Genomic DNA, 23,580 nt, shown 5'->3' with positions numbered 1-23,580 from the left:
GCGCGAGCCCGGCCAGTGCGCGCGGGAGAGACCTCCCGTTGCGCGCTCATCCACCATAGGCGGGCGCACCATAACGCCACAACCTATTTTCTACCTGCAGTTTCAGGGGCATTCGCGGGATCGGCGGGAGTGGTAGTGCGCCGCCGCGAGCGCACGATCGCGAGCACGTCGGCGCCGTACTGCTCGAGTTTGCCCGCGCCGACACCGGCGATGCTCGCCAGCGCCGCGTCGTCGGCGGGCAGCTGCTCGGCGATGGCGGTGAGCGTGAGATCGGTGAAGACGGTGAACTCGCGCACCCGCATGGCCTCGGCCTTCTCCCCTCGCCAGTCGTGCAGCGCGGCGAGCAGCTCCTTGTCGAGTTCGGCCGGGCAGCGCCTGCAGCGGCCGAGCATGGTGGCGTAGGTGCCGATCAGCGGCTTGGCGCAGACCCGGCAGAGCGGCCGCTCGGTCGAGCGGACGGGCTCGGCCGCGGCGGCGATCCGCGAGGCCGGGGAGTCGTCCGGGACCAGGCCGGCGAGGAAGCGGGAGCGGCGGCGGTTGCGCCTGCCGCCCGCGCCGCGGGCCAGCGCCCAGGAGAGCCGCAGGTGTTCGCGGGCGCGAGTGACGCCGACGTAGAGCAGCCTGCGCTCCTCCTCCAGCTGGTGCTGGTCGGCCACCGAGCCGTCGTCGCCGAGCACGTGGCCGATGGGCAGCGTGCCGTCGGTGAGCCCGACCAGGAAGACGGCGTCCCACTCCAGCCCCTTGGCGGCGTGCAGCGAGGCCAGTGTGACGCCCTGCACGGTCGGCGGGTGCCTGGCCTCGGAGCGGGCCGCCAGCTCGCGCAGCAGCCCGGCCGCGTCCAGCTCGGGGTCGTGCGCGACCAGCTCGTCGACCAGCCCGGCCAGCGCCGAGAGCCCGGACCAGCGCTCCCGCGCGCCCGCGCCCGCGGGCTCCTCGGCGGTGAGCCCGAGCGGGGCCAGCGCAGCGCGGGTGAGCGTGGCCAGCGCGGCGCCGCGGCGCGCCGCGTCCGGCAGGTCGTCGCGCTCGGCGGCCCGGCGCAGCGCCGAGACGCCCTGCTTGATCTCGGCCCTGGCGAAGAACGCCTCGCCGCCGCGCACCTGGTAGGGGATGCCCAGCGCGCCGAGCGCCTCCTCGTACGCCTCGGACTGGGCATTGATCCGGAAGAGCACCGCGATCTCGGCGGCCGCGGTACCCGCCGCGAGCAGCCGTTCGATCTCCTTCGCCACCGCGGCGGCCTCGGCGGGGGCGTCGTCGTACTCGGCGAAGACCGGCTCCGGGCCGTCCGCCCGCTGGCCGATCAGCTGGAGTCTGGTCCCCGCGATCCGGCCGCGGGCGGCGCCGATCACCCGGTTCGCCAGCGACACCACCTGCGGGCTCGACCGGTAGTCGCGCTCCAGCCGGACCACGGTCGCCTCCGGGAAGCGCCGGGAGAAGTCGAGCAGGTAGCGCGGGCTCGCCCCGGTGAAGGAGTAGATGGTCTGGTTGGCGTCGCCGACCACGGTGAGGTCGTCGCGCTCGCCGAGCCAGGCGTCGAGCACCCGCTGCTGCAGCGGGGTGACGTCCTGGTACTCGTCCACGACGAAGCTGCGGTAGCGCTCGCGGAACTCGTCGGCCACCGCCGGGTAGTCCTCCAGCGCGGCGGCGGTGTGCAGCAGCAGGTCGTCGAAGTCGAGCAGCATGCCGTCGGCGGAGGACTTGGCGGTCTCGTAGGCGTCGTAGACCCTCGCCACCCGGAGTGCCTCGCGCGGGGTGTCGCGGCGGCGCTCGGCCACCGCGGCCGGGTAGTCCTCCGGGGCGATGAGCGAGGCCTTCGCCCACTCGATCTCGCTCAGCAGGTCGCGCACGCTCTCGGTGTCCGAGGGCAGCCCCTCGGCGTGTGCGGCCCTGGCGACCAGCGGGAACTTGTTGTCGACGAGCCGCCACGGCACATCGCCGACGATCTGCGGCCAGAAGTAGCGCAGCTGGCGCAGCGCGGCGGCGTGGAAGGTGCGGGCCTGCACCCGGCCCGCGTCGCCGCCGAGCCCGAGCCCGCGCAGCCGCCCGCGCAGCTCACCCGCCGCGCGGGCGGTGAAGGTGACCGCGAGCACCTGGTCGGCCTTGACGTGCCCGGCCGAGACCAGGTGCGCGATCCGGTAGGTGATGGTCCTGGTCTTGCCGGTGCCCGCACCCGCGAGCACGCACAGCGGCCCGCGCGGCGCGCGCACGGCGGCGGCCTGCTCGGGGTCGAGCGCGGCGGGATCGAAGGGCGGCACGGCTCCCATCATGGCAGTGCGCGCCGACAGGTCCCGGCGGGAACAGGTTCGGCCGCGGCCGCGTTGTTCCGGTCGTGAGTGACGCAACCCCGCAGCTGACCATGTACTCGACCACCTGGTGCGGCTACTGCCGCAGGCTGAAGAAGCAGCTGGACGAGAACGGCATCACCTACGCCGAGGTCGACATCGAGCAGGATCCGGCCTCCGCCGAGTTCGTCGGCAGCGTCAACAACGGCAACCACGTGGTGCCGACGGTGAAGTTCGCCGACGGCTCCACCGCCACCAACCCGACGCTCGCCGACGTCAAGAAGATCCTGTCCGGCATCTCCTCGTAGCGCTACACGCCCGCCCACGACTCCACGATGGTGCGGGCGATGGAGATGGTGCTCGGCAGCAGCAGCCGGGAGCCGCTCTCCCGTGCGGACCAGTCGCCCTGCTCCAGGGCGGCCCTGACCTCCGCGCGGGTGAACCAGTGCGCCTCGGCGATCTCGCCGTCCGAGAAGACCAGCTCCTCGTCGGGGTCGCCGACGGCGGCGAAGCCGAGCATGAGCGAGCGCGGGAACGGCCAGGGCTGGCTGCCCAGGTAGGTGATGTCGCGCACGTGCACGCCCACCTCCTCCAGCATCTCCCGCTCGACGCAGCGCTCCAGCGACTCGCCCGCCTCCACGAACCCGGCGAGCAGCGAGAACAGGGTGGTCGGCCAGCTGTGCTGGCGGGCGAGCAGCACCCGGTCGGCGCCGTCGTGGATGAGGCAGATCACCGCGGGGTCGATGCGCGGGAACTCCTCGTGCCCGGCCTCGGTGGTGCGGGACCAGCCGCCCTTGCTCGCGGCCGTCGCGACCCCGTCGACGCCGCTGAATCCGGCCTTGTCGTGCCAGTTCAGCAGGGCCATGGCCGCGGTGAGGATGCCCGCGGTGTAATCGTCCAGATCACCGGCGAGGGCGCGCAGGTCGGTCAGGTCGCCCGCGAGTTCGGGCTCCCGGATCGCCCAGAGGTGCCTGCCGTCGGGGTCGGTGCCGAGGAAAACGGCGTTCGGGCTCGGCTCGGCGGAGTAGTCGAGGGCGGGCTCGAGCACCAGCGCACCCTCGGCGCGGCGGAATCGGCCGCGCCGGTCCACGTGCAGCAGCCTGGCCTGCGCCCACCCCTCCTTCAGCGCCTGTTCGTCGGCCCTGATGTGCTCGGCCCGATCGATCGTGGAGCGCGACAGCAGCGGAACGTCCTTGAGCGTGAAAGACACCCGTCGAGCCTAGCGCGCGGCTATTTGGCGACGCGTTTGATGTAGAGCAGCTTGTCGCCTGCCTCGATCGCGTCCACCTCCGGCTCGCCCACCCGGATCAGGTCGCCGCCGCGCACCACGCCGAGCACGATATCGCTGAGGTGCCGCGGCGAGCCGCCCACCTCGGAGAGCTCCACCTCGCGCTCGGCGACGGCGAAGCCGTGCTCGGGGGTGAGCAGGTCCTCCATCATCTCCACCACCGAGGGGGTGGTGGTGGCGATGCCGAGCAGCCGGCCCGCGGTCTCCGAGGAGACGACCACCGAGTCCGCGCCGGACTGGCGCAGCAGGTGGATGTTCTCCGCCTCGCGGATGGCGACCACGATCTTGGCCTTCTTGTTCAGCTCGCGCGCGGTGAGCGTGACCAGCACCGCGGTGTCGTCGCGGTTGGTCGCGACCACCACCGAGGCAGCGTTCTGCAGCCCGGCCAGGCGCAGCACGTCGGACTGGGTGGCCGAGCCGTGCACGGTCACCAGCCCGGCATTGGCCGCGGCCTCCAGCGCCGTGAGATCGGTGTCGACCACGACGACGTCGCCGGGCTGGACATTGTCGCCGAGCATGGCGTCGATCGCCGTGCGGCCCTTGGTGCCGTAGCCGACGACGACGGTGTGATTGCGCACGCGGTGCCTCCAACGCTGAATCTTGAACGCCTGCCGGGATCGCTCGGTCAGCACGCCGAGGGTGGTGCCGACCAGCACGATGAGGAAGAGGACCCGCAGCGGGGTGATGACGATGATGTTGACCAGCCTGGCGTCCGGCGAGATCGGGGCGATATCGCCGTAGCCGGTAGTCGAGAGCGAGACGGTGGCGTAGTAGAACGCGTCGAGGAAGGAGAGCTCGTCGCCGGAGTTGTCGCGGTAGCCGTCCCGGCCGAGCCAGACCACGAAGGCGGCGAAGAAGAGCAGGAAGATCGCGAACAGCACCCGGCGGGTGAGCGAGATCCACGGGCTGGCCTGGATCTCCGGGATGCGCAGCACGCCGACGAGCGCGAAGTCCGGGCGCCCGGTCAGCCCGACGGCGCGCGGCCGCAATCGCAGATCGGCGAAGACCCGCCCGCTTCGTTCGCCGAGCCGATCCTCGCGGAGCCCAGCCTCTTCCTCCGGCACGAGACGGCAGCCTAACCGATGCCGGGAGCGGCGTCGGGGCTCGACGCGAACGGGGGGCGAATGTCAGGGTGAGATATGGCAACCACCACCGACCCCGCCCGCCGTCCCGCGCTGCTGCTCGCGGCCGGGCTCGCGGGCGCGGGTGTGATGCACTTCGTCACCCCCAAGTTCTTCGATTCCATCGTGCCGCCGGTGCTGCCGGGGCAGGCGCGCACCTACACCTACGCCTCCGGGGTCGCCGAGCTCGCCGTGGCGGGCACCCTGGTGGTGCCGCGGACCAGGGGGGTCGGCGGGAAGCTCGCCGCGCTGCTGTTCCTGGCGGTGTTTCCGGCGAATGTGCAGATGGCGGTGGATGTGACGACCAATCCCAAGACGTCGCCGCTGTTCAAGCTCGGGTCGCTGCTGCGGCTGCCGCTGCAGATTCCGATGATCACGACGGCGCTCTCGGTGAGCCGCAGGGCGCGGGGCTGAGCTCCGCCCGCCAGGCCGGTCGGCGCGCGGTTCGCCGCAGCGGGCGAGGGGCACCGCGGGGCCGCTGCTGCCCAGCCGCCAGGGCGAGCGCCGGGTGTCAGGCTTCCGGGTCGTCCGCGAGCCACTCCCCGGTCGCGCCCGGGGCGTCGCCGTCGCGGGCGGGTGCGGCCGCGCGGACCAGTTCCGCGAGCTCTTCGGGGCCGGCCAAGCCGGTGGGGGCGACGGTGCGGCCGGTGCGGACGTAGTAGAACGCGGCGGTGACCTTGCCGAGCAGCTCGGCCTCCGAGGAGCCGGTGCGCGCGGCCATGAGCCGGGCCCAGGCGACGCGGTAGACCGCGAGCTGCATGGCCAGCGCGGGCTCGTCGGCGGTGTCCGGCTCGGCGCCGGTCTTCCAGTCGACCACGGTCCAGCCGTCCGCGTCGGCGAAGACCGCGTCCATCCGGCCGCGCACCACGGTGCCCGCGATGGTGGTCTCGAAGGGGATCTCGACGTCGATCGGGGTGCGGTTGGCCCAGGTCGAGCCGAGGAAGCGGTCCTGCATGCGGACGAGCTCGACGTCCTGGCCCGCGGCGCCCGCGTCGGCGGCGCCGGGCAGCTCGTCCAGCCCGGGCAGCTGGTCGGCGGCGAACCAGCGCTGCACCCAGGCGTGGAAGGCGGTGCCGCGGCGCGCCATCGGGTTCGGCGGGTAGGGCAGCGGCCTGCGCAGCCGGGCCGCCAGCGCGGCCGGGTCGGCGCGCAGGTCGACCAGCGCGGTGGCCGGGATCCGGCCGGGCAGCTCGACCTCCCGCTCCCCCGTCTCGCGCTCGGCGGCGATCTCGGCGAGCAGCGCGTCCACGTCCTCGGCCCAGCCGTCCGGATCGGGTTCGGTGTCGGACCCCGCTGCCACACTTGGCTCGTCCGGGCTCGACGATCCAGGGGGGACCGCATGATCGGCATCGTCGGCGCGCAGCCGGGCCAGCGCGTCGCGCACCCGCTCGGCCCCGCCGGTCACCGCGGCGCGGCGGTGCCCGAGCGGGTCGCGCGGCCAGTCGGCGCCGATCGGCTCGTCGGTGAGCGGGTTCTCGGCGCCGTCCGCGGGTGGATCGGCCCAGTGCGCGAGCTCGAGCAGGCCTTCGGTCTGCTCGCCCGCCTCGCGCAGTTCGAGCAGGAAGTCCGAGGGGCCCTTGGGTTTCGAGCCGGTCTCGGCCCACCAGAAGCCGGAGACCAGCAGCACCCGCTCGGTGCGGGTGAGCGCGACGTAGAAGAGCCGCCGCTCCTCGTCCAGCCTGCGCGCGCCGAGCGCCTCCCGGTGCTCGCCGATGGCCCGGTCCAGGTCGGCGCGGTCGCCGAGCTCGAGCAGGTCGAGCACCGGGACGCCCTCCACCGAGTCGGCGGTGGCCCGGTCGCCGCGCAGCGCGGTGGGGAGCTCGGCGGGGGCGCCGAGCCAGGTGGAATTGCCGGTGCCGGAGGGGAAGACGCCCGCCGCGACGTGCGGCACCGCGACCACCTCCCACTCCAGCCCCTTGGCGGCGTGCACGGTGAGGATCTGCACCCGGTCCCTGGCCACCTCGATCTCACCGGGCTCCAGCCCGTTCTCCACCGACTCGGCCGCGGTGAGGAAGGCGAGCAGCCCGGCCAGCGTGGCATCGGAGTCGGCGGCGTAGCCGGAGACCACGTCGGCGAAGGCGTCCAGGTGCTCGCGGCCCGCGCCCGCGCCGAGCATGGCCCGCCTGGCCTGGGTCTCCACCGCGACGCCGATGGTGCGCTCGACGTCGGCGACCAGCTCGGTGAGCGGCTGCCCGGCCCGCTCGCGCAGCGCCGCCAGCTCCCTGGCCAGCGCGGTGATCCGGGCGTAGCCCGGCTCCGAGTAGTGCTCGGCGGCACCGGGATCGGCGATGGCGTCGGCCAGCCCGGCCTGCTCGGCGGGCTCCGGCGCCACGTCGCGCAACGCGGCGGCGAGCCCGGCGGCGTCGGTGATCTCGCCGGCCGCCTCGTCCGGGCGGCGGGCGATGGAGAGCTCGCGGGCGCGCCTTGCCAGCGCGGCGACGTCGGCGATGCCGAGCTGCCAGCGGGCGCCGGTGAGCACCCGCAGCGCGGCGCTGCCCGCGCCCGGCTCCGCGATCAGCCGCAGCGTGGCGACCACGTCGGCGACCTCGGGGGCGGCGAGCAGCCCGCCGAGCCCGACGATCTCCACCGGCAGGTCGCGCTCGCGCAGCGCCTCGGCCAGCGGCGCGGCATCGGCATTGCGGCGGACCAGTACCGCCGAGGTCGGCGGCGGCTCACCCGCCGCGCGCTTGGCCAGCCACTCCGCGGCCACCCGATCGGCGACCCAGTCGCGCTCGGCGGTGACGGTCTCGGTGAGGGCGAGCGCGACCGCGCCCGGCCCGGCGTGCGGGGCCGCGCGCAGCTGTGCGACGGTGACGCCGCCCGCGTCGATCGCCCTGCGCCGCAGCGGCTCCGAGACCAGGTTCGCCAGCACCAGCGGCTCCGGCGGGTTGCGCCAGCTGGTGAGCAGCGAGAGCGTCGGGGCGGGGCGGCCGGGGGCGGCGGGGAAGTCGGTGGTGAAACGCGGCAGATTGGCGGCGGAGGCGCCGCGCCAGCCGTAGATGGACTGCATGGGGTCGCCGACGGCGGTCACCGCGAGCGGGAGCCGGTCGGTGGCCCGCTCGGCGCGGTCGCCGCCGAAGAGCGCCGCGAGCAGGATGCGCTGGGCGTGGCCGGTGTCCTGGTACTCGTCGAGCAGCACCAGCCGGAAGCGGTCCCGCTCGGCGGCGCCGACCTCGGGGTGCTCCGCGGCGAGCCGGGCGGCGAGCGACATCTGCGAGCCGAAGTCGAGCGCGCCGCGGCGGCGCAGCGCCTCCGCCAGCTGGCGCACCAGCGGGAGCAGCCCGACCCGCTCGCGCTGTACGGCGACGATGTCCTGCAGCCCCTTGCTCGGGCCGCCCCGCTGCCGCGGCCCCGCGGGCAGCGTGAAGACCAGCTTCTCCAGCTCGGTGTGCGCCTCGGCCAGCTGCTCCGGCTCCACCAGGTGCTCGGCGAGCTGGCCGCTCAGCGCGAGCACCGCCTCGGTCACCGAGACCGGGGTGCGGTCGGTGTCCAGCTCGCCCTCCCAGCCGCGCACCACCTGGTGCGCGAGCTGCCAGAGCTGGGTCTCGGTGAGCAGTGTGGCGGAGGGCTCGACCGGGAGCAGCAGGCCGTGCTCGGTGAGCAGCCTGCCCGCGTACGAGTGGTAGGTGCTGATCTCCGGCTCGGCGCCGGCCAGCAGGGTGCGCAGCTCGCCGCCGGGGTCGAGGTCGCGGAGCAGGGGAGCGCCCGCGAGCCGGGCCAGCCGGGTGCGGATCCTGGCGGTGAGCTGCTGGGCGGCCTTGCGGGTGAAGGTCAGCCCGAGCACCTGGTCCGGGGCGACCAGGCGATTGGCGACCATCCAGACCACCCTGGCCGCCATGGTCTCGGTCTTGCCCGCGCCCGCGCCCGCGACCACGAGCGCGGGGCCGGGGTCGGCCGCGATGACGGCGGCCTGCTCGTCGGTCGGCAGTGGGAGGCCGAGGGCGTCGGCGAGTTCGTGCGGGGTCACGGCCGGGCCGGGGAACGCGCCGGGGGCGCTCACTCGTCGGTCACCTGCCTCCCCGTGTCGCGCGTCGGGCAGCACCCGGTGACCGGGCAGTGCCTGCATCCCTCGTTGCGGACGGCGCGGAAGCCGGGGCCTTTCGTCGCGCCCGCCGCATCGTGCACGGTATCGCGCCAGTCCTCGAGCGCCTCGTCGGTCAGCGGGGGCTGGGCGCGTTCGGCCGCGCCCTGCTTGGTGTTCGGGACGGCGACGTACACCAGGCGGGCGCCGCCGGGGGGTTGCGGTTCGGAGCCGGAGTCGGAGTCGGCGCCGCCACCGGGCGTCCCCGCACCGCCGGAAGCGGCCGGGGGCTGCGCCATGTCGCCCGGGGGCTGCGCCGAGTCGCCCGGGGGCTGCGCCGAGTCGCCCGGCTCGGCGACGGCAGCGGCGGCCAGGGCGGCGTCGACGGCGCCCGCGGCGACGGCGACCTGGTAGGTGGCGAGCTGGGCGTGGTCGGCGGCGGCCTGCTTGGTGACCGGGCTCTTGCCGGTCTTGACGTCGACGATGACGAAGCGCCCGTCGGCATCGCGCTCCAGCCGGTCCACCCGGCCGCGGATGCGCACCGGCGGCTCACCGTCGGCGCGGGCGGGCAGCAGGCAGTCGACGGCGATCTCCACCCCGGCCTGGGTGAGCTCGGCGCGGGTGGCGCGGAACCAGGCCAGGAAGTTCTCCAGCATGCCCTCGGTGCGGCGCAGCTCCTGGCGCGAGTGCCAGCCGCTGCCCGGCTCGACATTGGCCCACGCCTCGTACAGCGCGTCCCGCACCCGCTCCTCCGGCACCTTCCCGGCCAGCGCCTGCACCAGGGTGTGCACCAGGTTCCCCTTGAGCGCGTACGGGTTCTCGCCGTCGCTGCCGCCGTTGCGCTCCAGCGCCCAGCGTAGCGGGCAGGTGCGCAGCAGCTCGACGGTGGAGGGCGAGAGGTTCACCGGGGCGCCGTCGTCGGCCCAGAGCGGCTCCGCGGTGCTCGGCGCGCCGGTGCCGTACCACTCGTCCGGGTGCGTGCCGCGCACCCCGGCGGCGGCCAGCCGGGCCAGCTGGTGCGCGGCCCGGTCGCGCCGTTCCGCCTCCGCCTCCGGGTCGCAGACCACGCCGCGCAGCTCGGCGACGAGCGCGTGCAGTACCAGCGCCCGGCCCGGGTCGGCCACCGGGAGCACCCCCGGCTCGCCGTCATCGGTGTGCCCGAGCAGCTCGGTGAGGAAGCGCGACGGCACCAGATCCCGGTCGCCGGTGACCGATTCGACCGCCGTCACCAGCAGCGAGCGCCGCGCCCTGCTGCACGCGACGAGCAGCAGCCTGCGCTCCTCGGCCAGGATCGGCGCGGCCCTGCTGACCCGCTCGCCCGCGCCGGAGACGCCGCCGTACAGGTCGACCAGATCCTCGGTGTGCAGCAGGGTGCCGCGCGGGCGCGGGTTGGGCCAGAGCCCCTCCTGCACCGCGGCCACCGCGACCACGTCCCACTCGCGGCCGGCGGCGGCGTGCGCGCTGAGCAGCTCGACGGCGTCGCCGGGGGCTATCGGCGCGGAGAACTCCTGCGGGATCTCCTGCTGCCGGACGTACTCGACGAACCCCTCCAGCCCGGCGCCGGGCAGCCGGTCGACGTAGGCGGCGGCCGCGTCGAAGATCCCGACCGCGGCGTCCAGGTCGCGGTCGGCCTGCATGCCGACGGCGCCGCCGCGCGCGGACTGCGCGACCCAGCGGCGCTCCAGCCGGGAGCCGGTCCACAGCGCCCACAGCACGTCCTCGACGGCGCCGCCGCGGCGGCGGGCGGCCCGGCCGCGCTTCAGGGCGGCGAGGGTGCGGCGCAGCGGGGCGGACTCGACCTCGGTGAGCCGGTCGAGCAGGGCGGTGTCGCCGGTGCCGACGATGATGTCGCGCAGCGCCTCCGCGGAGGAGCGGTCGTCCGGGTCGGGTTCGCGCTCCAGCGCGGCGCGGCGGATGCCGCGGCGAAGCCGGCGCAGCGCGATCTGGTCGGCGCCGCCGAGCGGGCCCGCCAGCAGGTCGAGCGCGTCCTCCGGCTCGAAGAGCTGGGCGGTGGAGCCGTCCGGGCCGCGGCGGGTCTCGTCGCCGGCGAGCAGGGCGCGGACCGCGAGCAGCAGCCAGGCGGCACCGCGCCTGCGCGCCAGCGGGACGTCCGGCGCGGGCTGGTGCACCGGGACGCCTGCCGCGAGCAGGGCGCGGCGCAGCGGGGCCAGCGAGGCGGGCACCGAGCGCAGGATCACCGCCATGCGCGACCACGGGACGCCGTCGCTCAGGTGCGCCCGGCGCAGGTGGTCGGCGACGAGCGCCGCCTCCTTCGCCGGGGTCGAGAGCACCCGCACCCGCACCTCGGCGGGGGGCGGGTCCGCCGGCGCGACGGCGCCGGGCGGATCGCCGTCGGGCTCGGCCTGCGCCTCCCCCGCGTGCAGCGCCGACTCGACCACGCGGTGCGGCGGATTCCCCGGCAACCGCCCGGCGATACGGGCGACCGCGACCTCGATCGCGCCGTCGGTGCGGTGGTTGCGGCGCAGCAGGATGCGGCGGTCGGCGGGGGCGCCCGGGTCGGTGACGAAGGCGGGGTCGGCGCCGCGGAAGGTGAAGACGGCCTGGTCGGGGTCGCCCGCCAGCACGGTGGTCGCCGACCCGGCGCCGATGGCGCGGACCAGAAGGGCGGCCTGCGGGTCCAGGTGCTGCGCGTCGTCGACGAGCAGGTAGCGGATGCGCGCGCGCTCCTCGGCGAGCAGCTCGGGATCGGCGGCGAGCGCGTCCAGCGCGGCGCCGACGAGCTCGGCGGCGTCCAGCGCGGGCGCGCTCGCCTCCGGCGCCTCCACCCCCACCGACCAGCGCAGCAGCAGCGACTCCTCGAACCGGCGGGCGAACCGCCCTGCCGCGACCCACTCCTCGCGCTCGTGCTCGCGCCCGAGCCGGACCAGGTCCTCCGGCCCGAGCCCGCGCTCGGTGGCGCGCAGCATGAGGTCGCGCAGCTGGTCGGCGAAGCCGGCCAGGCCGAGCGCGGGCTGCAACCGCTGCGGCCAGAGCCGCGCCCCCGCGGCCATGTCGAGTAGGTCGCCCTGCAGCAGCTCCCGGACGACGGCATCCTGCTCGGCACCGGTGAGCAACCGGGGCGGCGGGTTGCCGTGCCTGGTGGCGTGCCTGCGCAGGATGGCGAAGGCGTAGGAGTGCAGGGTGCGGGCCAGCGGCTCGCGGCTGGCGCCGGGCACCCCGCCCTCCTCGGCGCCCTCGGGGCGCAGCCGGGCGGTGACGGCGTCGCGCAGCGTGTTCGCCGCCTCCTTGGAGTAGGTGACGACAAGCACCGATCCCGGGTCGACGCCGGCCGCGATCCGCTCCGCCGCGTACTCCACCAGCAGCGTGGTCTTCCCCGTGCCCGGCCCGCCGAGCACCTGCCACGGCCGCCACCCGGGCCGGACCGGGCCTGCGTCCTCGGCCGCGAAGAGCGCGCGCACCTCGGCGCCCCGGACGGGGATCCGGGGCGCGGTTATCCGCCGGCGAACGAGCCGCACCGCGCTATCCGATCGCACCACGCCGGCTATTGCAACAGACGCCCCCGACAGCTCCGCGGCGGCGTCCGCCGCGACACCGCCGTTCGACACCCGGCAAAATAGTCGAATGTCCGATCTGCACGTCCATCGCTTCGGTCCGGAGACCGGCCCGGCCGTCCTCGCGCTGCACGGCGTGACCGGGCACGGCAAACGCTGGGAGGCGCTCGCCGCCGAGCACCTGCCCGAGGCCAGGGTGCTGGCGCCGGACCTGCGCGGGCACGGCCGCTCCACCGGGCTGCCGCCGTGGAACTTCGAGACCGTCGTCGCCGATCTGGTCGCGCTGCTGGAGGCGGAGGACGCCGGACCCGTGGTGCTGGTGGGGCACTCGTTCGGCGGGGCCTGCGCGCTGCACCTCGCGCACCGACGCCCGGACCTGGTGCGCAGTCTGGTGCTGCTGGACTCGGCGATCGGGCTGGAGCCGGAGCGGATGCTCGACATCGCGCTCTCCTCGCTGGCCCACCCCGACTACGACAGTGTGGCGCAGGCGCGCCGGGACAAGCAGGAGACCGGGTGGGGCCCGGTGGAGCCGCGGCTGCTGGAGGCGGAGCTGGACGAGCACCTGGTACCGACGGCGAACGGGCAGGTGGGGTGGCGGATGAGCATTCCGGCGGTGAACTCGTACTGGGGGCAGCTGGCGCGCGGGTACGTGCTTCCGCCCGCGGAGCTGCCGACGGTGCTGGTGCAGGCCATGCGGGTGCGGCCGCCGTTCCTGACGACCGAGTTCCTGGCCGCGATCTCCGAGCGGCTCGGGTCGAATTTCCGGCTGCTGCAGTGGGATTGCGATCACATGGTGGCGCAGGAGCTGCCCGCCGAGACGGCGGCGCTCATCCGCTCGGTGCTGTAGTGGCGACCGGCGACGAGCAGATCGAGCGGGTGCGGGCACTGGTGGCGGCGGTGCCCGCCGGGCGGGTGACCACCTACGGCGATCTGGCCGCGGCGGCGGGGCTGGCCAGTGCGCGCACGGTCGGCTGGATCATGCGCACCGACTCCGGTGATCTGCCCTGGCATCGGGTGCTCGGGGCGAGCGGGCGTCCGGCGGCGCATCTCGCCGAGCGGCAGTTGCGGCTGCTCGCCGCCGAGGGGGTGCCGATCGTCGACGGGCGAGTCCGGTTGCGGGAGGTCCGCCACCCCTTCGCCGAACTCGACTGAGGAGTCCGCGGGTACCCGCGGGCGGGAGCGCCTGCTGGCCAAGGCGGCCGCGCTGATCGTGCTCGCTGCGGGTACGCGCGGGCGGGAGCGCCGCCCAGAGCGTCCGATCGACGCCAACCGCGGCCCTGCCGGACCGACCGGCACCACCGCCGTCGCGCACCATTCGAGCGGCGCCACATGCCACGGGCCGGAACCGCGCGGTTCGGGCCCGTGGGCCGAGAGCTGCGGGCTACCGTGGGAACCATGTCCACCCGCCTGGTGTACGTCGCGGTCCGCGCGCAGCGCCCGCGGGCGCTCGCGGAGTTCTGGGCCGGGCTGCTCGGCTGGACCGTGACCCTCGACCGCGCGGACCGGGTCGATATCGCCCCGCCCGACCCCGGCCTCCCCGGCCCGGCACTCACCTTCCGCCCCGGACCGCCGGACGCCACCGCGCACACCACCCCCAACCGCCTGCACCTCGACCTCGCCTCGCACGGCCCGCGCCAGCAGGAGGCCCGCGTCCGCCGGGCCCTCGATCTCGGCGGCAGGCACCTGGATATCGGCCAGGGCGCGGTGCCGTGGGTGGTGCTCGCCGACCCGGAGGGCAACGAATTCTGCGTGCTGGAGCCGCGCCCGGAGTACGCGGGCACCGGCGCGCTGGCCGCGGTGGTGGTCGGCGCCGCGGCACCGGCCCGGCTGGCGGCGTTCTGGTCGGCGGCATCGGGGTGGCCGATCGTGCGCGAGGGCACCGTGGCGGGGCTGCGCTCCCCCACCGAGCTGGGCTCCTGGCTGGAGTTCATCCCGCACCCCGGCCCCGGCGACGACCGGCTGCACCTGGAGCTCGGCACCCGCACCCCAAGCACCGCGGCCGAACGGCTCACCGCCGCGGGAGCCGTCCCTCGGCCGGGGCCGAACCCGTGCGGCGGCACCCGCTTCACCGACCCCGGCCACAATCCGTTCTGTCTGGTCGACGCCGAGCGCGGGCAGCCGACGAACTAGCATCGCCCGCATGGGGAACCGCGCCGCACCGCCGCTGGAGCGGGCCGACGCCGTCGTGCTGGCGGGCGGCAGGGCGAGCCGGATGGGCGGGGTGGACAAGCCGGGCATCGTGGTCGGCGGGCGCTCGCTGCTCGACGCCGCGCTGGCCGCGGTCGCCGGGTGCGCGCGGGTCGCGGTGGTCGGCCCCGAGCGCGCCGAGCTGGGCCCTGACGTCCGGCAGACCAGGGAGGAGCCGCCCGGCTCCGGTCCGGTCGCGGCGCTCGCCGCCGGGCTGGACGCGCTCGGCGCGGAGCCGTCGCCGCTGGTGGTGGTGCTCGCCGCCGACCTCCCCTTCCTCACCGCCGACACCATGCGGCGCCTGATCGACCACCTCGGCACGGCCGACGCCGCCTTCGCGGCGGACCGGGACGGCCGCCCGCAGTACCTGATCGGGGTGTGGCGGCGCGGCGCGCTCGACTCCGCGCTGGCCGCGCTCGGCTCCCCGGTGAACCACCCGATGAAGGCGCTGGTCCCGGCCGCGAGCGCGGTGCTGGAGCTGCCGGGCACCGACGACTGCGACACCGCCGAGCAGGTGCTGCGCGCCCGCACCGTCCTCGGCGACACCCTCGACGACGCCCGCGCCGCCCTGCGCACCGGCCTCACCCCGCTGCCCGCCCGCACCACCGCGCTCGCCGACGCCCGCGGCGCCGCGCTCGCCGAGCCGCTGCACGCCGCGGGCCCGCTCCCCCGCTTCGACGTCTCCGCCATGGACGGCTACGCCGTCGCGGGCCCCGGCCCGTGGCGCATCCGCCGCGATATCGGGTACGCGGGCGGCGAGCGCCCGGCCGGGCTGGAGCCGGGCGAGGCGGTGCGGATCGCCACCGGCGCGCACCTCCCCGACGGAACCACGCGCGTCGTCCGCGACGAATTCGCGACGCTCCTGCCCGGCTCGGGCACCCCCGCCCGCGGGGAAGATCCGGGGCCGGCCGCACCAGCCCGCGCGGACGGTTCGAGCTCGGGCGCATCCGTGAACGCGGAAGGTCCGGGGCCGGCCGCCGGCACCGGACAGACCGAGCCGCCGCTCGGCGAGCGGGCCCCGGCCACGGCAATCCTCGCGCTGCTCCCCGACTCCCCGCTCCGCGACGACATCCGCAGGCAGGGCGAGGACCGCGCGCTCGGCGCCGAGATCGCCCCGGCGGGCACCCCGGTCACCACCGCACTGATCTCGGCCGCCGCCTCGGTCGAGGTCACCACCGCCGCTGTGCGCGGCCCGGTGCGCGCCCGGATCATCATGACCGGCGATGAGATTCGCGCCGACGGCCCCCTGCACGCCGGGCAGACCAGGGACTCCATCGGCCCGATCCTGCCCGACCTCCTCGCGGCCTGCGGCATCACCGCGCTCGACCGCGTGCACCTGCGCGATACCGCGCACGGCTTCGACGCCGTCCTCGACGCCGCGCACGACCGCGACCTGCTGGTGGTGGTCGGCGCCACCGGCGGCGGCGCCGCCGACCAGCTGCGCGGCGCGATCACCCGATCCGGTGCCCGCATCCTCGTCCCGCGCCTCCGGCTCCGCCCCGGCGGCTCCACCGTTGTCGCCGAAACATCAGCACGCACCACCGTTCTCGGGCTGCCCGGCAACCCCTACGCCGCCGTGGCGACCCTGCTCGCCCTTGCCGAAGCCATCGTCGCCGGCCGCACCGGCGCCACCCCGGCCACGGCACTCCGCGGCCCGCTGCACAATGCCGCCGAGATCGCGGGCCCGGTCCCGCGCGTCGTCCCGGCCAGGCACGCACCGGAGGGCGGCTTCCGCGGCGACCCTGCCGTCCGCACCGCGCACCTCGGCGGGCTGGTCGGCCGGGACGGGCTGGTGGTCGTCCCGGCAGGCGCCGCCGACGGCGCGCTCGTCGAATTCCTCGCGCTCCCCGGCTGATCCGGGCCGGGCGAATCAGCAGCGCGCCCTGAACCTGGCCCCGGCGGTGCGCCGCGACACCCCGCTCGCCACCGAACGTCCCGCGCCCACCGCACCGCTGGATCGCGCAGTTCGGCGAGCTCGCGCTGCCCCGGGCTACGCGCCGTGCGCGCGCAGCGTCACCTGCCGCCCGGAGCGGTCGGTGGCGAAGATGCGGCGCGCGTGCAGCGCGACCGGGCTGGTCGACCAGGGCGCGAGCGCGGTGGTGAACATGAGCTCGCACCAGGAGAGCGCGGGCACCTCGCCCGCGGCCAGGGTGGCGATCAGCGAGAGCTCGGTGTCCTGCTCCTGCCAGGCGGCGATCAGCCAGGCCGCGTCCAGCCTGCCGAGGAACTCGATGGCGTCCTCCGGCGGGCCGTGCGGGGTGTCGACGGCGAGGTGGACCACCGCGGCGATCGCGTGCCGCATCTTGGCGTCCAGCCCGACCGCGTCGTGCAGCAGCAGCGCCTCCAGCGCGGCGCGCAGCTCGACGCTCTCGTCGATGGGGTCGAAGGAATCCGGTCGGTCGGCGGTGGCGTGGTACATGGTGGCAAGCCTTTCCTCAGGGGCCGTATGGAGTTGTCGGTGCACGAGCCTGGCGGTGCTGGCGGGGTCGGCGGCATCGTCGAGCGCCGCGGGTTCGCAGTCGTCGATGAGGTCGTCCAGGATGCCGGAGCGCCAGTTCAGCCGCCCGTGGGCGTGGCACCAGTCGAGAGCGGGATTGTCGTCGGTGACGATCAGATCCAGCGCCAGCCCGGCCAGGGAGGCCGCGCAGGCCAGTGCGGTCGCGTCGATGTCGGGGTCGATGACGCAGAGATGCAGGGTGGCCTCGTCCAGCCCGGCGTCGGTGCGGGCCCGGCCCGCCAGCCAGACCGCGCGGGCTGCGGCGGCCGTCGCGGCGGCCAGCCGGTCACCGCGCGGGTGGTCCGGGTCGTCGGCGCCGAACGGCCCGTACCACAGCGCGTTGCCCTCCTCCCCGCACACCGCGAAGGTGCCGGAGCTGCCGTCGCCGACGGCCGCCAGCGAGATATGCGGTACGGACTCGAAACGCTGCACCATTCCGGCTCACTTCCCCGCGGTCGACGATTCCGGTCCGGTTCGATACGAACCATCGGATCCCTGCTCCGGAATACGTCTCGCCCACTCGAGCTGAATTGTCTCGAGTCAGGTCTACCGACGCGGACAGGGAGATGTCCATGAATCGCCGTTGATCCGGCAAACCCCTTGCTGTACATACACCCGGCAGTGACACACCGGATTCCACTGAACCGCAGGCAGAATCGATCGTGGTCGGGCAAAATCTCGGCATTCGCTCCGAAGCGCGCACAGCGAACCACGTGACCTCAGCGCAGAGGCGGACAGCGCCCCCAGCGCAACGTCCTAGCTAACTTCTAGTTAATCGAAATCACCCGATTGCCCGGCCTTCTCGGCGCACCCGCATACCGAGGAAGTACTGCACGAAGCCCGGGTACGGCCCGGCATCGAGCCGGAAGGTCTGCACCGCGATGTGCTGCGGCACCCCGGTCCGCGGGTCGCGCAGGTACATGGCGAGCCGCTCGCGCCCGTACGAGGCGCCGCCGCGCTCCCACAACCTGCGGAATTCCGGGAACTCGGCCAGCTCGGCGAGAAAGCCGACCGCCCAGTCCGATTCAGCGTAGCGGCCGATCGCGGCGCGCAGCGACTGCACCGCGAGCATGGCTTCGTCCTCCCACTCCAGCACCACCCTCGCCGCCGCCGGGTCGGCGAAGAACCAGCGCAGCACATTGCCGTTCTCCACCACCCCCGGAAAGGCGCTGCGGTAGGCATCGTTGCAGGCCAGGACATTCCAGCGGATGTCGAGGTAGGCCGCGAGGTTGGGCTCCTGCATGGCCAGCGTGCGGTGCATGTCAGTGGTGATGGCGGCCCGCAGGGTGGCCGCCTCCGGTAGCTCGGCGTGCTCCAGCCCGGCGAGTTCGAGCAGGTGCCTGCGCTCGTCGTCGCCGAGCACCTCGATCCGGTCCAGGTACGCGATGAGCGCCGCGAGCACCGGCTTGGTGGGGCGATCGCGGTCGCCGTTCTCCAGGTGCGTGATGTAGCTGGCGCTCACGCCCGCCGCGAAGGCGAGCTTTTCCCTGGAGATCCGGCGGCTGTCCCGCAACTCCCGGAGCAATCCCCCGAGCGTCGGCAGCCGTAGCTGCCCCTCCGCACCCGATCCGGGTGTCTTGCGTGCCACAGCAACCCCGCTCCCGATTCGCCATCCGACGCAGCACCGTAGTTGATCACACGCGGCCCGGCTTTCCGGCGGCAAACCGAAGCGGCGTGACGGTGCGAGACATTTCCCACAGCGAGTGCCATATCGGCGGCCCACCCCGTCGAGCACGCTGAGCCGATATTAAACGACGGATTACCGGTGAATTGACCAGCGCCGGTCGGCCCGGCGAAGTGAGGACCTTCGGCCCTGCCGATCGTCCTCTGCGCGGACGCGCTCAGCTGCTCCGGAAGCCGAGGAAGAAGCGGATCCACCCCGGGTGCACGCCGGAGTCGACCTCGTAGACCTGGAACTCCAGCAGGCAGGGGGCGCCCGCGGCGGCGTCGTGGAAGCGCAGCATCGGGAGGTCGCCGCCGTAGGAGATGGCGCCGGTGCTCCAGAGCCTCCGGAACTCCGGGTAGTGGCTCAGCTCGGCCAGCAGCGCGCCCGCCCACGCCGCCTCGCCCGGCCTGCCGATCCGGCCGCGCAGGTTGGCGACGCTGAGCGCGGTGACCCGCTCCCAGTCCGGCAGTGCCCGGCGGGCGGACGGGTCGCCGAACATCCAGTGCAGCATGTTCCCGCCCTCGGCCAGCCCGGGGAACATCGCCGCGGCCACCCGGTTCACCGCGAGCAGGTTCCAGCGCGCGTCGAAGAACCCGGCCGGGTTCGGTTCGTGCAGGCTCAGGCCGCGGCGCATGGCCGGGCCGATCCCGGCGCGCAGCTCGTCGACGGTCGGCACCTCGGTGACGGCCAGCCCGGCCAGTTCGAACAGGTGCCTGCGGTCGTCGGCGGGCAGCCGGACCACCCGGTCCAGGTAGCGGAGCAGCGCGTCGACCACCGAGCGGGTGGGGTGCTCGCGCTCCCCGCTCTCCAGGTGCGCGATGTAGCTGGCGCTCACCCCGGCGGCGAAGGCCAGCTTCTCCCTGGAGACGCCGCGGTCGTCACGAATGCGGCGCAGCGTGCCCCCGAAGGTCGGGGGCACCACGTCGAGGCGGTCGCGAGCTTCCAGCACACCATCCGGCACGGCACACCACTCCCTGCGCTGTCGTACACCGCGAACCGGCGGAGCTCCATCGACGCGTCGGCCGCGGTGCCAGGCCGATCCTGTGTTGCCCCATGCTCAGCGATCCGGGCGGAAACAGCGCGCGGAGCCACGAAACTTTATCGATTCTTTACCTACCGCTCCGGCGCCCGCTGTGTAAACAAATGTAAACCGCCGGAGAAGCGGCGGTTTCCGAACCATCACCGCGGCCGCTGCCGCGCCCGTTCCGCCTGGTGATCGCGGAGCTCCGTGACCGGGGTGTTGCGGCCCCCTCACAGCTCACCCCGAGCCGAAGCGGGCTGTGAGTCAACCGTTTTGACCTGCGACGATGCCTATTTACCCTCGGGTGGTGGCCGATACGCGAGAAACGCAGGATCCGGGTGACGCGCTGCTCCGGCTCGGGCGCTACTTCCGGCGCGACGAGACCTCGGACGATCTGCGCAGCGTGCACCGGGTGGGCGGGCGCTCGGCCGACGAGTTCTACCGGGACCGCTGGTCGCACGACAAGGTGGTGCGCTCCACGCACGGGGTGAACTGCACCGGCTCGTGCTCCTGGAAGATCTACGTCAAGGACGGCGTGATCACCTGGGAGTCGCAGCAGACCGACTACCCCTCGGTCGGCGCGGACAAGCCGGAGTACGAGCCGCGCGGCTGCCCGCGCGGGGCCTCCTTCTCCTGGTACACCTACTCCCCCGCGCGGGTGCGCTACCCCTACGTGCGCGGGGTGCTGCTCGAGCTGTACCGGGAGGCCAAGGAGCGGCTCAAGGATCCGGTGCTGGCCTGGGCCGATGTGGTCGAGGATCCGGCGAAGGCGAAGCGGTACAAGGCGGCGCGCGGCAAGGGCGGCTTCGTCCGGGCCGAGTGGTGGGAGGCGGCCGAGATCGCGGCCGCCGCGCACGTGCACACGGTCAAGCAGTACGGGCCGGACCGGGTCGCCGGGTTCTCCCCGATCCCGGCCATGTCCATGGTCAGCCATGCCGCCGGGGCCAGGTTCATCTCGCTGCTCGGCGGCTCCATGCTCTCCTTCTACGACTGGTACGCGGACCTGCCGGTCGCCTCGCCGCAGGTCTTCGGCGACCAGACCGACGTGCCGGAGTCGGCGGACTGGTTCGACGCGAGCTACCTCATCATGTGGGGCTCGAACGTCCCGGTGACCAGGACCCCGGACGCGCACTACATGACCGAGGCCCGCTACCGCGGCCAGAAGGTCATCGTGGTCTCGCCGGACTACGCCGACAACACCAAGTTCGCCGACGAGTGGGTGCCCGCCCGGCCGGGCACCGACGCCGCGCTCGCCATGGCCATGGGCCACGTGATCCTGCGCGAGTTCTTCGCCGAGCGGCGCACCGAGCGGTTCCACGAGTACGTCACGAGGTACACCGACCTGCCGTACCTGGTCTGCCTGGACGGCGAGCTCCCCGGCAAGTTCCTCACCGCGGCCGACCTGGGCGAATCCGGCGAGGGCGCCGCGCACAAGCCGGTGCTGCTGGACGAGGGCGGCGCGCCGGTGGTGCCGAACGGCGCGCTCGGCCACCGCTTCAACGCCGCCGACGCGGGCCACTGGAACCTCGACCTCGGCGACACCCGCCCGCTGCTCACCCTGCTCGGCGGCGAACCGGCGACCATCCGGCTACCGCGCTTCGACGCCGACTCGCCCGAGGTGCTGCTGCGCGGGGTGCCCACCCGCGAGGTCGCGGGCAAGCGGGTGACCACCGTCTTCGACCTGCTGCTCGCCCAGTACGGGGTCGGGCGCGACGGGCTGCCGGGCGACTGGCCCACCGGCTACGACGACCCCGAGCGGCCGTACACCCCGGCCTGGCAGGAGCGCATCACCGGCGTCCCCGCCGTGCAGGCCGAGCGGATCGCGCGCGAGTTCGCCGACAACGCCGAGAAGTCGGGCGGCCGCTCCATGATCCTCATGGGCGCGGGCACCAACCACTGGTTCCACTCCGACCAGATCTACCGCTCGTTCTTCACCCTGACGCTGCTCACCGGCTGCCAGGGGGTGAACGGCGGCGGCTGGGCGCACTACGTCGGGCAGGAGAAGTGCCGCCCGGTGACCGGCTGGTCCACGCTGGCCTTCGGGCTGGACTGGCAGCGCCCGCCGCGGCAGATGCAGGGCACCGTCTTCTGGTACCTGAGCAACGACCAGTGGCGCTACGACCCCTTCACCGCCGAGAGCTTCGCGTCGCCGCTGGGAACCGGCCGCTTCGCCGGCCGCACCGCGGCGGACAATATCGCGCTCGCCACCCGCCTCGGCTGGATGCCGAGCTACCCTACCTTCGACCGCAACCCGCTCGACCTCGCCGATCAGGCCGCCGAGGCGGGCAAGCCCGCCGCCGAATACATCGTGGACGAGCTGAAATCCGACGCCCTCCGCTTCGCCTGCGAGGACCCGGACGCCCCGGAGAACTTCCCGCGCTGCCTCACGGTCTGGCGGGCCAATCTGCTCGGCTCCTCCGGCAAGGGCAACGAGTACTTCCACCGGCACCTGCTCGGCACCGACTCCAACCTGCAGACCGACGACACCCCGGGGGTCCGGCCGCAGGAGCTGGTCTGGCGCGACGAGGCCGCCACCGGCAAGCTGGACCTGCTGCTCTCGCTGGACTTCCGGATGACGAGTACCACGCTGTTCAGCGATATCGTGCTGCCCGCCGCCACCTGGTACGAGAAGCACGACCTCTCCTCCACCGACATGCACCCCTTCGTGCACGCCTTCTCCCCGGCCATCTCGCCGCCCTGGGAGGCGAAGACCGATTTCGAGGCGTTCCACCGGATCGCCCGCGGCTTCTCCTGGCTCGCGGAGAAGCACCTCGGCGTGCGCAAGGACATCGTCGCGGTGCCGCTGCAGCACGACTCCCCGGACGCGCTGGCCCAGGCCGGCGGCAAGGTGCTGGACTGGAAGGCGGGCGAGTGCGAGCCGATCCCCGGCCGCACCATGCCCAAGCTGGTCGAGGTGGAGCGCGACTACCCGCGGCTGGCGGAGAAGATGGCGGCGCTCGGCCCGCTGGTCGAGACGCTGGGCACCACCACCAAGGGCGTCACCACCTACCCGGAGCCCGAGGTGCGCTACCTCGCCGGGACCAATGGCACCGTGGTCTCCGGGATCGCGCAGGGCAGGCCCTCGCTGGCCAAGGACACGCACGCCGCCGAGGCCATCCTGGCGCTCTCCGGCACCACCAACGGCCGGCTCGCGGTCGAGGGGTTCGAGGCGCTGGAGCGGCGCACCGGCACCGAGCTCGCCGACCTGGCCCGCGAGCACGAGGGCAAGCGGATCACCTTCGCCGATACCCAGGCCCGCCCGGTGCCGGTGATCACCTCGCCGGAGTGGTCGGGCAGCGAGACCGGCGGCCGCCGCTACTCGCCGTTCACCATCAACGTCGAGCGGCTCAAGCCCTGGCACACGCTCACCGGCAGGCAGCACTTCTACCTCGACCACGACTGGATGATCGAGCTCGGCGAGCAGCTCCCGGTCTTCCGGCCGCCGCTGGACATGTCGGCGCTCTTCGCCGAGCCCGGCATCGGCAGCGTCAGCGAGCGCGGCGTCACCGTGCGCTACCTGACCCCGCACTCCAAGTGGTCCATCCACTCCGCCTACCAGGACAACCTGCACATGCTCACGCTGAGCCGGGGCGGGCAGTCGATCTGGATGTCGGAGAAGGACGCGGCCAAGATCGGGGTGGCGGACAACGACTGGATCGAGGCGGTGAACCGCAACGGCGTCGTGGTGGCGCGCGCCATCGTGAGCCACCGGATGCCCGAGGGCACCGTCTTCATGTACCACGCGCAAGACCGCGCGGTGGACGTGCCGCGGATCGAGGGCACCGGCGCCGCCGACTTCAAGGGCAAGGGCAAGCGCGGCGGCATCCACAACGCGCTCACCCGGATCATGATCAAGCCATCGCACCTCATCGGCGGGTACGCGCAGCAGTCCTTCGCGCTGAACTACCACGGCCCCACCGGAAATCAGCGCGACGAGGTCACCACGATTCGTCGCCGCTCGCAGGAAGTCGAGTACTGATATGCGTGT

General features: G+C 74.2%; 15 protein-coding genes. 7 read left to right on the top strand and 8 right to left on the bottom strand.

Going from position 1 to position 23,580, the window contains the following annotated elements; translation table 11 throughout:
- Window positions 1-83 precede the first annotated feature (83 nt).
- The gene (locus tag NH2_RS25945; RefSeq protein WP_067660162.1) at window positions 84-2,261 is read right to left on the bottom strand and encodes an ATP-dependent DNA helicase UvrD2; all 2,178 of its coding nucleotides are present in this window, start codon (window positions 2,259-2,261) and stop codon (window positions 84-86) included.
- A gap of 92 nt (window positions 2,262-2,353) precedes the next feature.
- On the opposite strand from NH2_RS25945, the gene NH2_RS25940 reads away from it, so the two are divergent.
- Window positions 2,354-2,587: a mycoredoxin gene (locus NH2_RS25940; protein WP_067660159.1), complete on the top strand. Its 234-nt coding sequence runs from the start codon at window positions 2,354-2,356 to the stop codon at window positions 2,585-2,587.
- 2 nt (window positions 2,588-2,589) lie between these two features.
- Here the strand turns inward: NH2_RS25940 and nudC are convergent, their stop codons facing one another.
- Both nudC and NH2_RS25930 read right to left on the bottom strand, forming a co-directional pair.
- Window positions 2,590-3,489, bottom strand: coding sequence for an NAD(+) diphosphatase (gene nudC, locus NH2_RS25935; protein WP_067659838.1), 900 nt, complete (start codon window positions 3,487-3,489; stop codon window positions 2,590-2,592).
- 20 nt (window positions 3,490-3,509) lie between these two features.
- Entirely contained in the window at window positions 3,510-4,562 is a 1,053-nt protein-coding gene (locus NH2_RS25930; protein ID WP_067660155.1) for a potassium channel family protein, read from the bottom strand.
- 144 nt (window positions 4,563-4,706) lie between these two features.
- Here NH2_RS25930 and NH2_RS25925 point away from each other — a divergent pair, with 144 nt between their 5' ends.
- A complete protein-coding gene (locus NH2_RS25925; RefSeq protein WP_067659835.1) occupies window positions 4,707-5,102 on the top strand; it encodes a DoxX family protein in 396 nt (131 codons plus the stop codon).
- A 97-nt stretch (window positions 5,103-5,199) separates the two neighbouring features.
- On the opposite strand, the gene NH2_RS25920 is transcribed toward NH2_RS25925, so the two are convergent.
- On the bottom strand, window positions 5,200-8,754 hold the full coding sequence (locus NH2_RS25920; RefSeq protein WP_084505897.1) for an ATP-dependent helicase: 3,555 nt from the start codon (window positions 8,752-8,754) through the stop codon (window positions 5,200-5,202).
- Window positions 8,685-12,185 carry an ATP-dependent helicase gene (locus NH2_RS25915; protein WP_439951788.1) on the bottom strand — a complete coding sequence of 1,167 codons (3,501 nt, stop codon included), beginning with the start codon at window positions 12,183-12,185 and terminating at the stop codon, window positions 8,685-8,687. The genes NH2_RS25920 and NH2_RS25915 overlap by 70 nt, the downstream gene beginning before the upstream one ends.
- A 106-nt stretch (window positions 12,186-12,291) precedes the next feature.
- Between NH2_RS25915 and NH2_RS25910 the strand changes: the two genes are divergently transcribed.
- The 4 genes from NH2_RS25910 (at window position 12,292) to NH2_RS25895 (ending at window position 16,263) form a co-directional block, all read left to right on the top strand.
- Complete coding sequence (locus tag NH2_RS25910) at window positions 12,292-13,068, top strand: alpha/beta hydrolase (protein WP_067659832.1); 777 nt, start codon at window positions 12,292-12,294, stop codon at window positions 13,066-13,068.
- Window positions 13,068-13,373, top strand: coding sequence for an MGMT family protein (locus tag NH2_RS25905; protein WP_067659829.1), 306 nt, complete (start codon window positions 13,068-13,070; stop codon window positions 13,371-13,373). Before NH2_RS25910 ends, NH2_RS25905 begins: the two co-directional genes overlap by 1 nt.
- Window positions 13,374-13,616: 243 nt before the next feature.
- Window positions 13,617-14,351: a VOC family protein gene (locus NH2_RS25900; RefSeq protein WP_067659826.1), complete on the top strand. Its 735-nt coding sequence runs from the start codon at window positions 13,617-13,619 to the stop codon at window positions 14,349-14,351.
- 10 nt (window positions 14,352-14,361) lie between these two features.
- Entirely contained in the window at window positions 14,362-16,263 is a 1,902-nt protein-coding gene (locus NH2_RS25895; RefSeq protein ID WP_067659824.1) for an NTP transferase domain-containing protein, read from the top strand.
- Between the two features lie 135 nt (window positions 16,264-16,398).
- Here NH2_RS25895 and NH2_RS25890 read toward each other — a convergent pair whose 3' ends face one another.
- The 3 genes from NH2_RS25890 to NH2_RS25880 all read right to left on the bottom strand — a co-directional run bounded on the left by NH2_RS25890 (window position 16,399) and on the right by NH2_RS25880 (window position 19,532).
- Window positions 16,399-17,340: a hypothetical protein gene (locus NH2_RS25890; protein WP_067659823.1), complete on the bottom strand. Its 942-nt coding sequence runs from the start codon at window positions 17,338-17,340 to the stop codon at window positions 16,399-16,401.
- A 346-nt stretch (window positions 17,341-17,686) separates the two neighbouring features.
- Window positions 17,687-18,493 carry a helix-turn-helix transcriptional regulator gene (locus tag NH2_RS25885; RefSeq protein WP_245650765.1) on the bottom strand — a complete coding sequence of 269 codons (807 nt, stop codon included), beginning with the start codon at window positions 18,491-18,493 and terminating at the stop codon, window positions 17,687-17,689.
- Between the two features lie 253 nt (window positions 18,494-18,746).
- Window positions 18,747-19,532, bottom strand: a complete 786-nt coding sequence (locus tag NH2_RS25880; RefSeq protein ID WP_084505896.1) for a helix-turn-helix domain-containing protein — start codon at window positions 19,530-19,532, stop codon at window positions 18,747-18,749.
- Between the two features lie 367 nt (window positions 19,533-19,899).
- On the opposite strand from NH2_RS25880, the gene NH2_RS25875 reads away from it, so the two are divergent.
- Window positions 19,900-23,571, top strand: a complete 3,672-nt coding sequence (locus NH2_RS25875; protein ID WP_245650764.1) for a nitrate reductase subunit alpha — start codon at window positions 19,900-19,902, stop codon at window positions 23,569-23,571.
- Window positions 23,572-23,580: the final 9 nt, after the last annotated feature.

Origin of the sequence: Nocardia harenae NBRC 108248 (genome assembly GCF_001612885.1) — a bacterium.
In the GTDB taxonomy this organism is placed as follows: domain Bacteria; phylum Actinomycetota; class Actinomycetes; order Mycobacteriales; family Mycobacteriaceae; genus Nocardia; species Nocardia harenae.
This window is presented reverse-complemented; position numbering and strand designations above follow the sequence as displayed.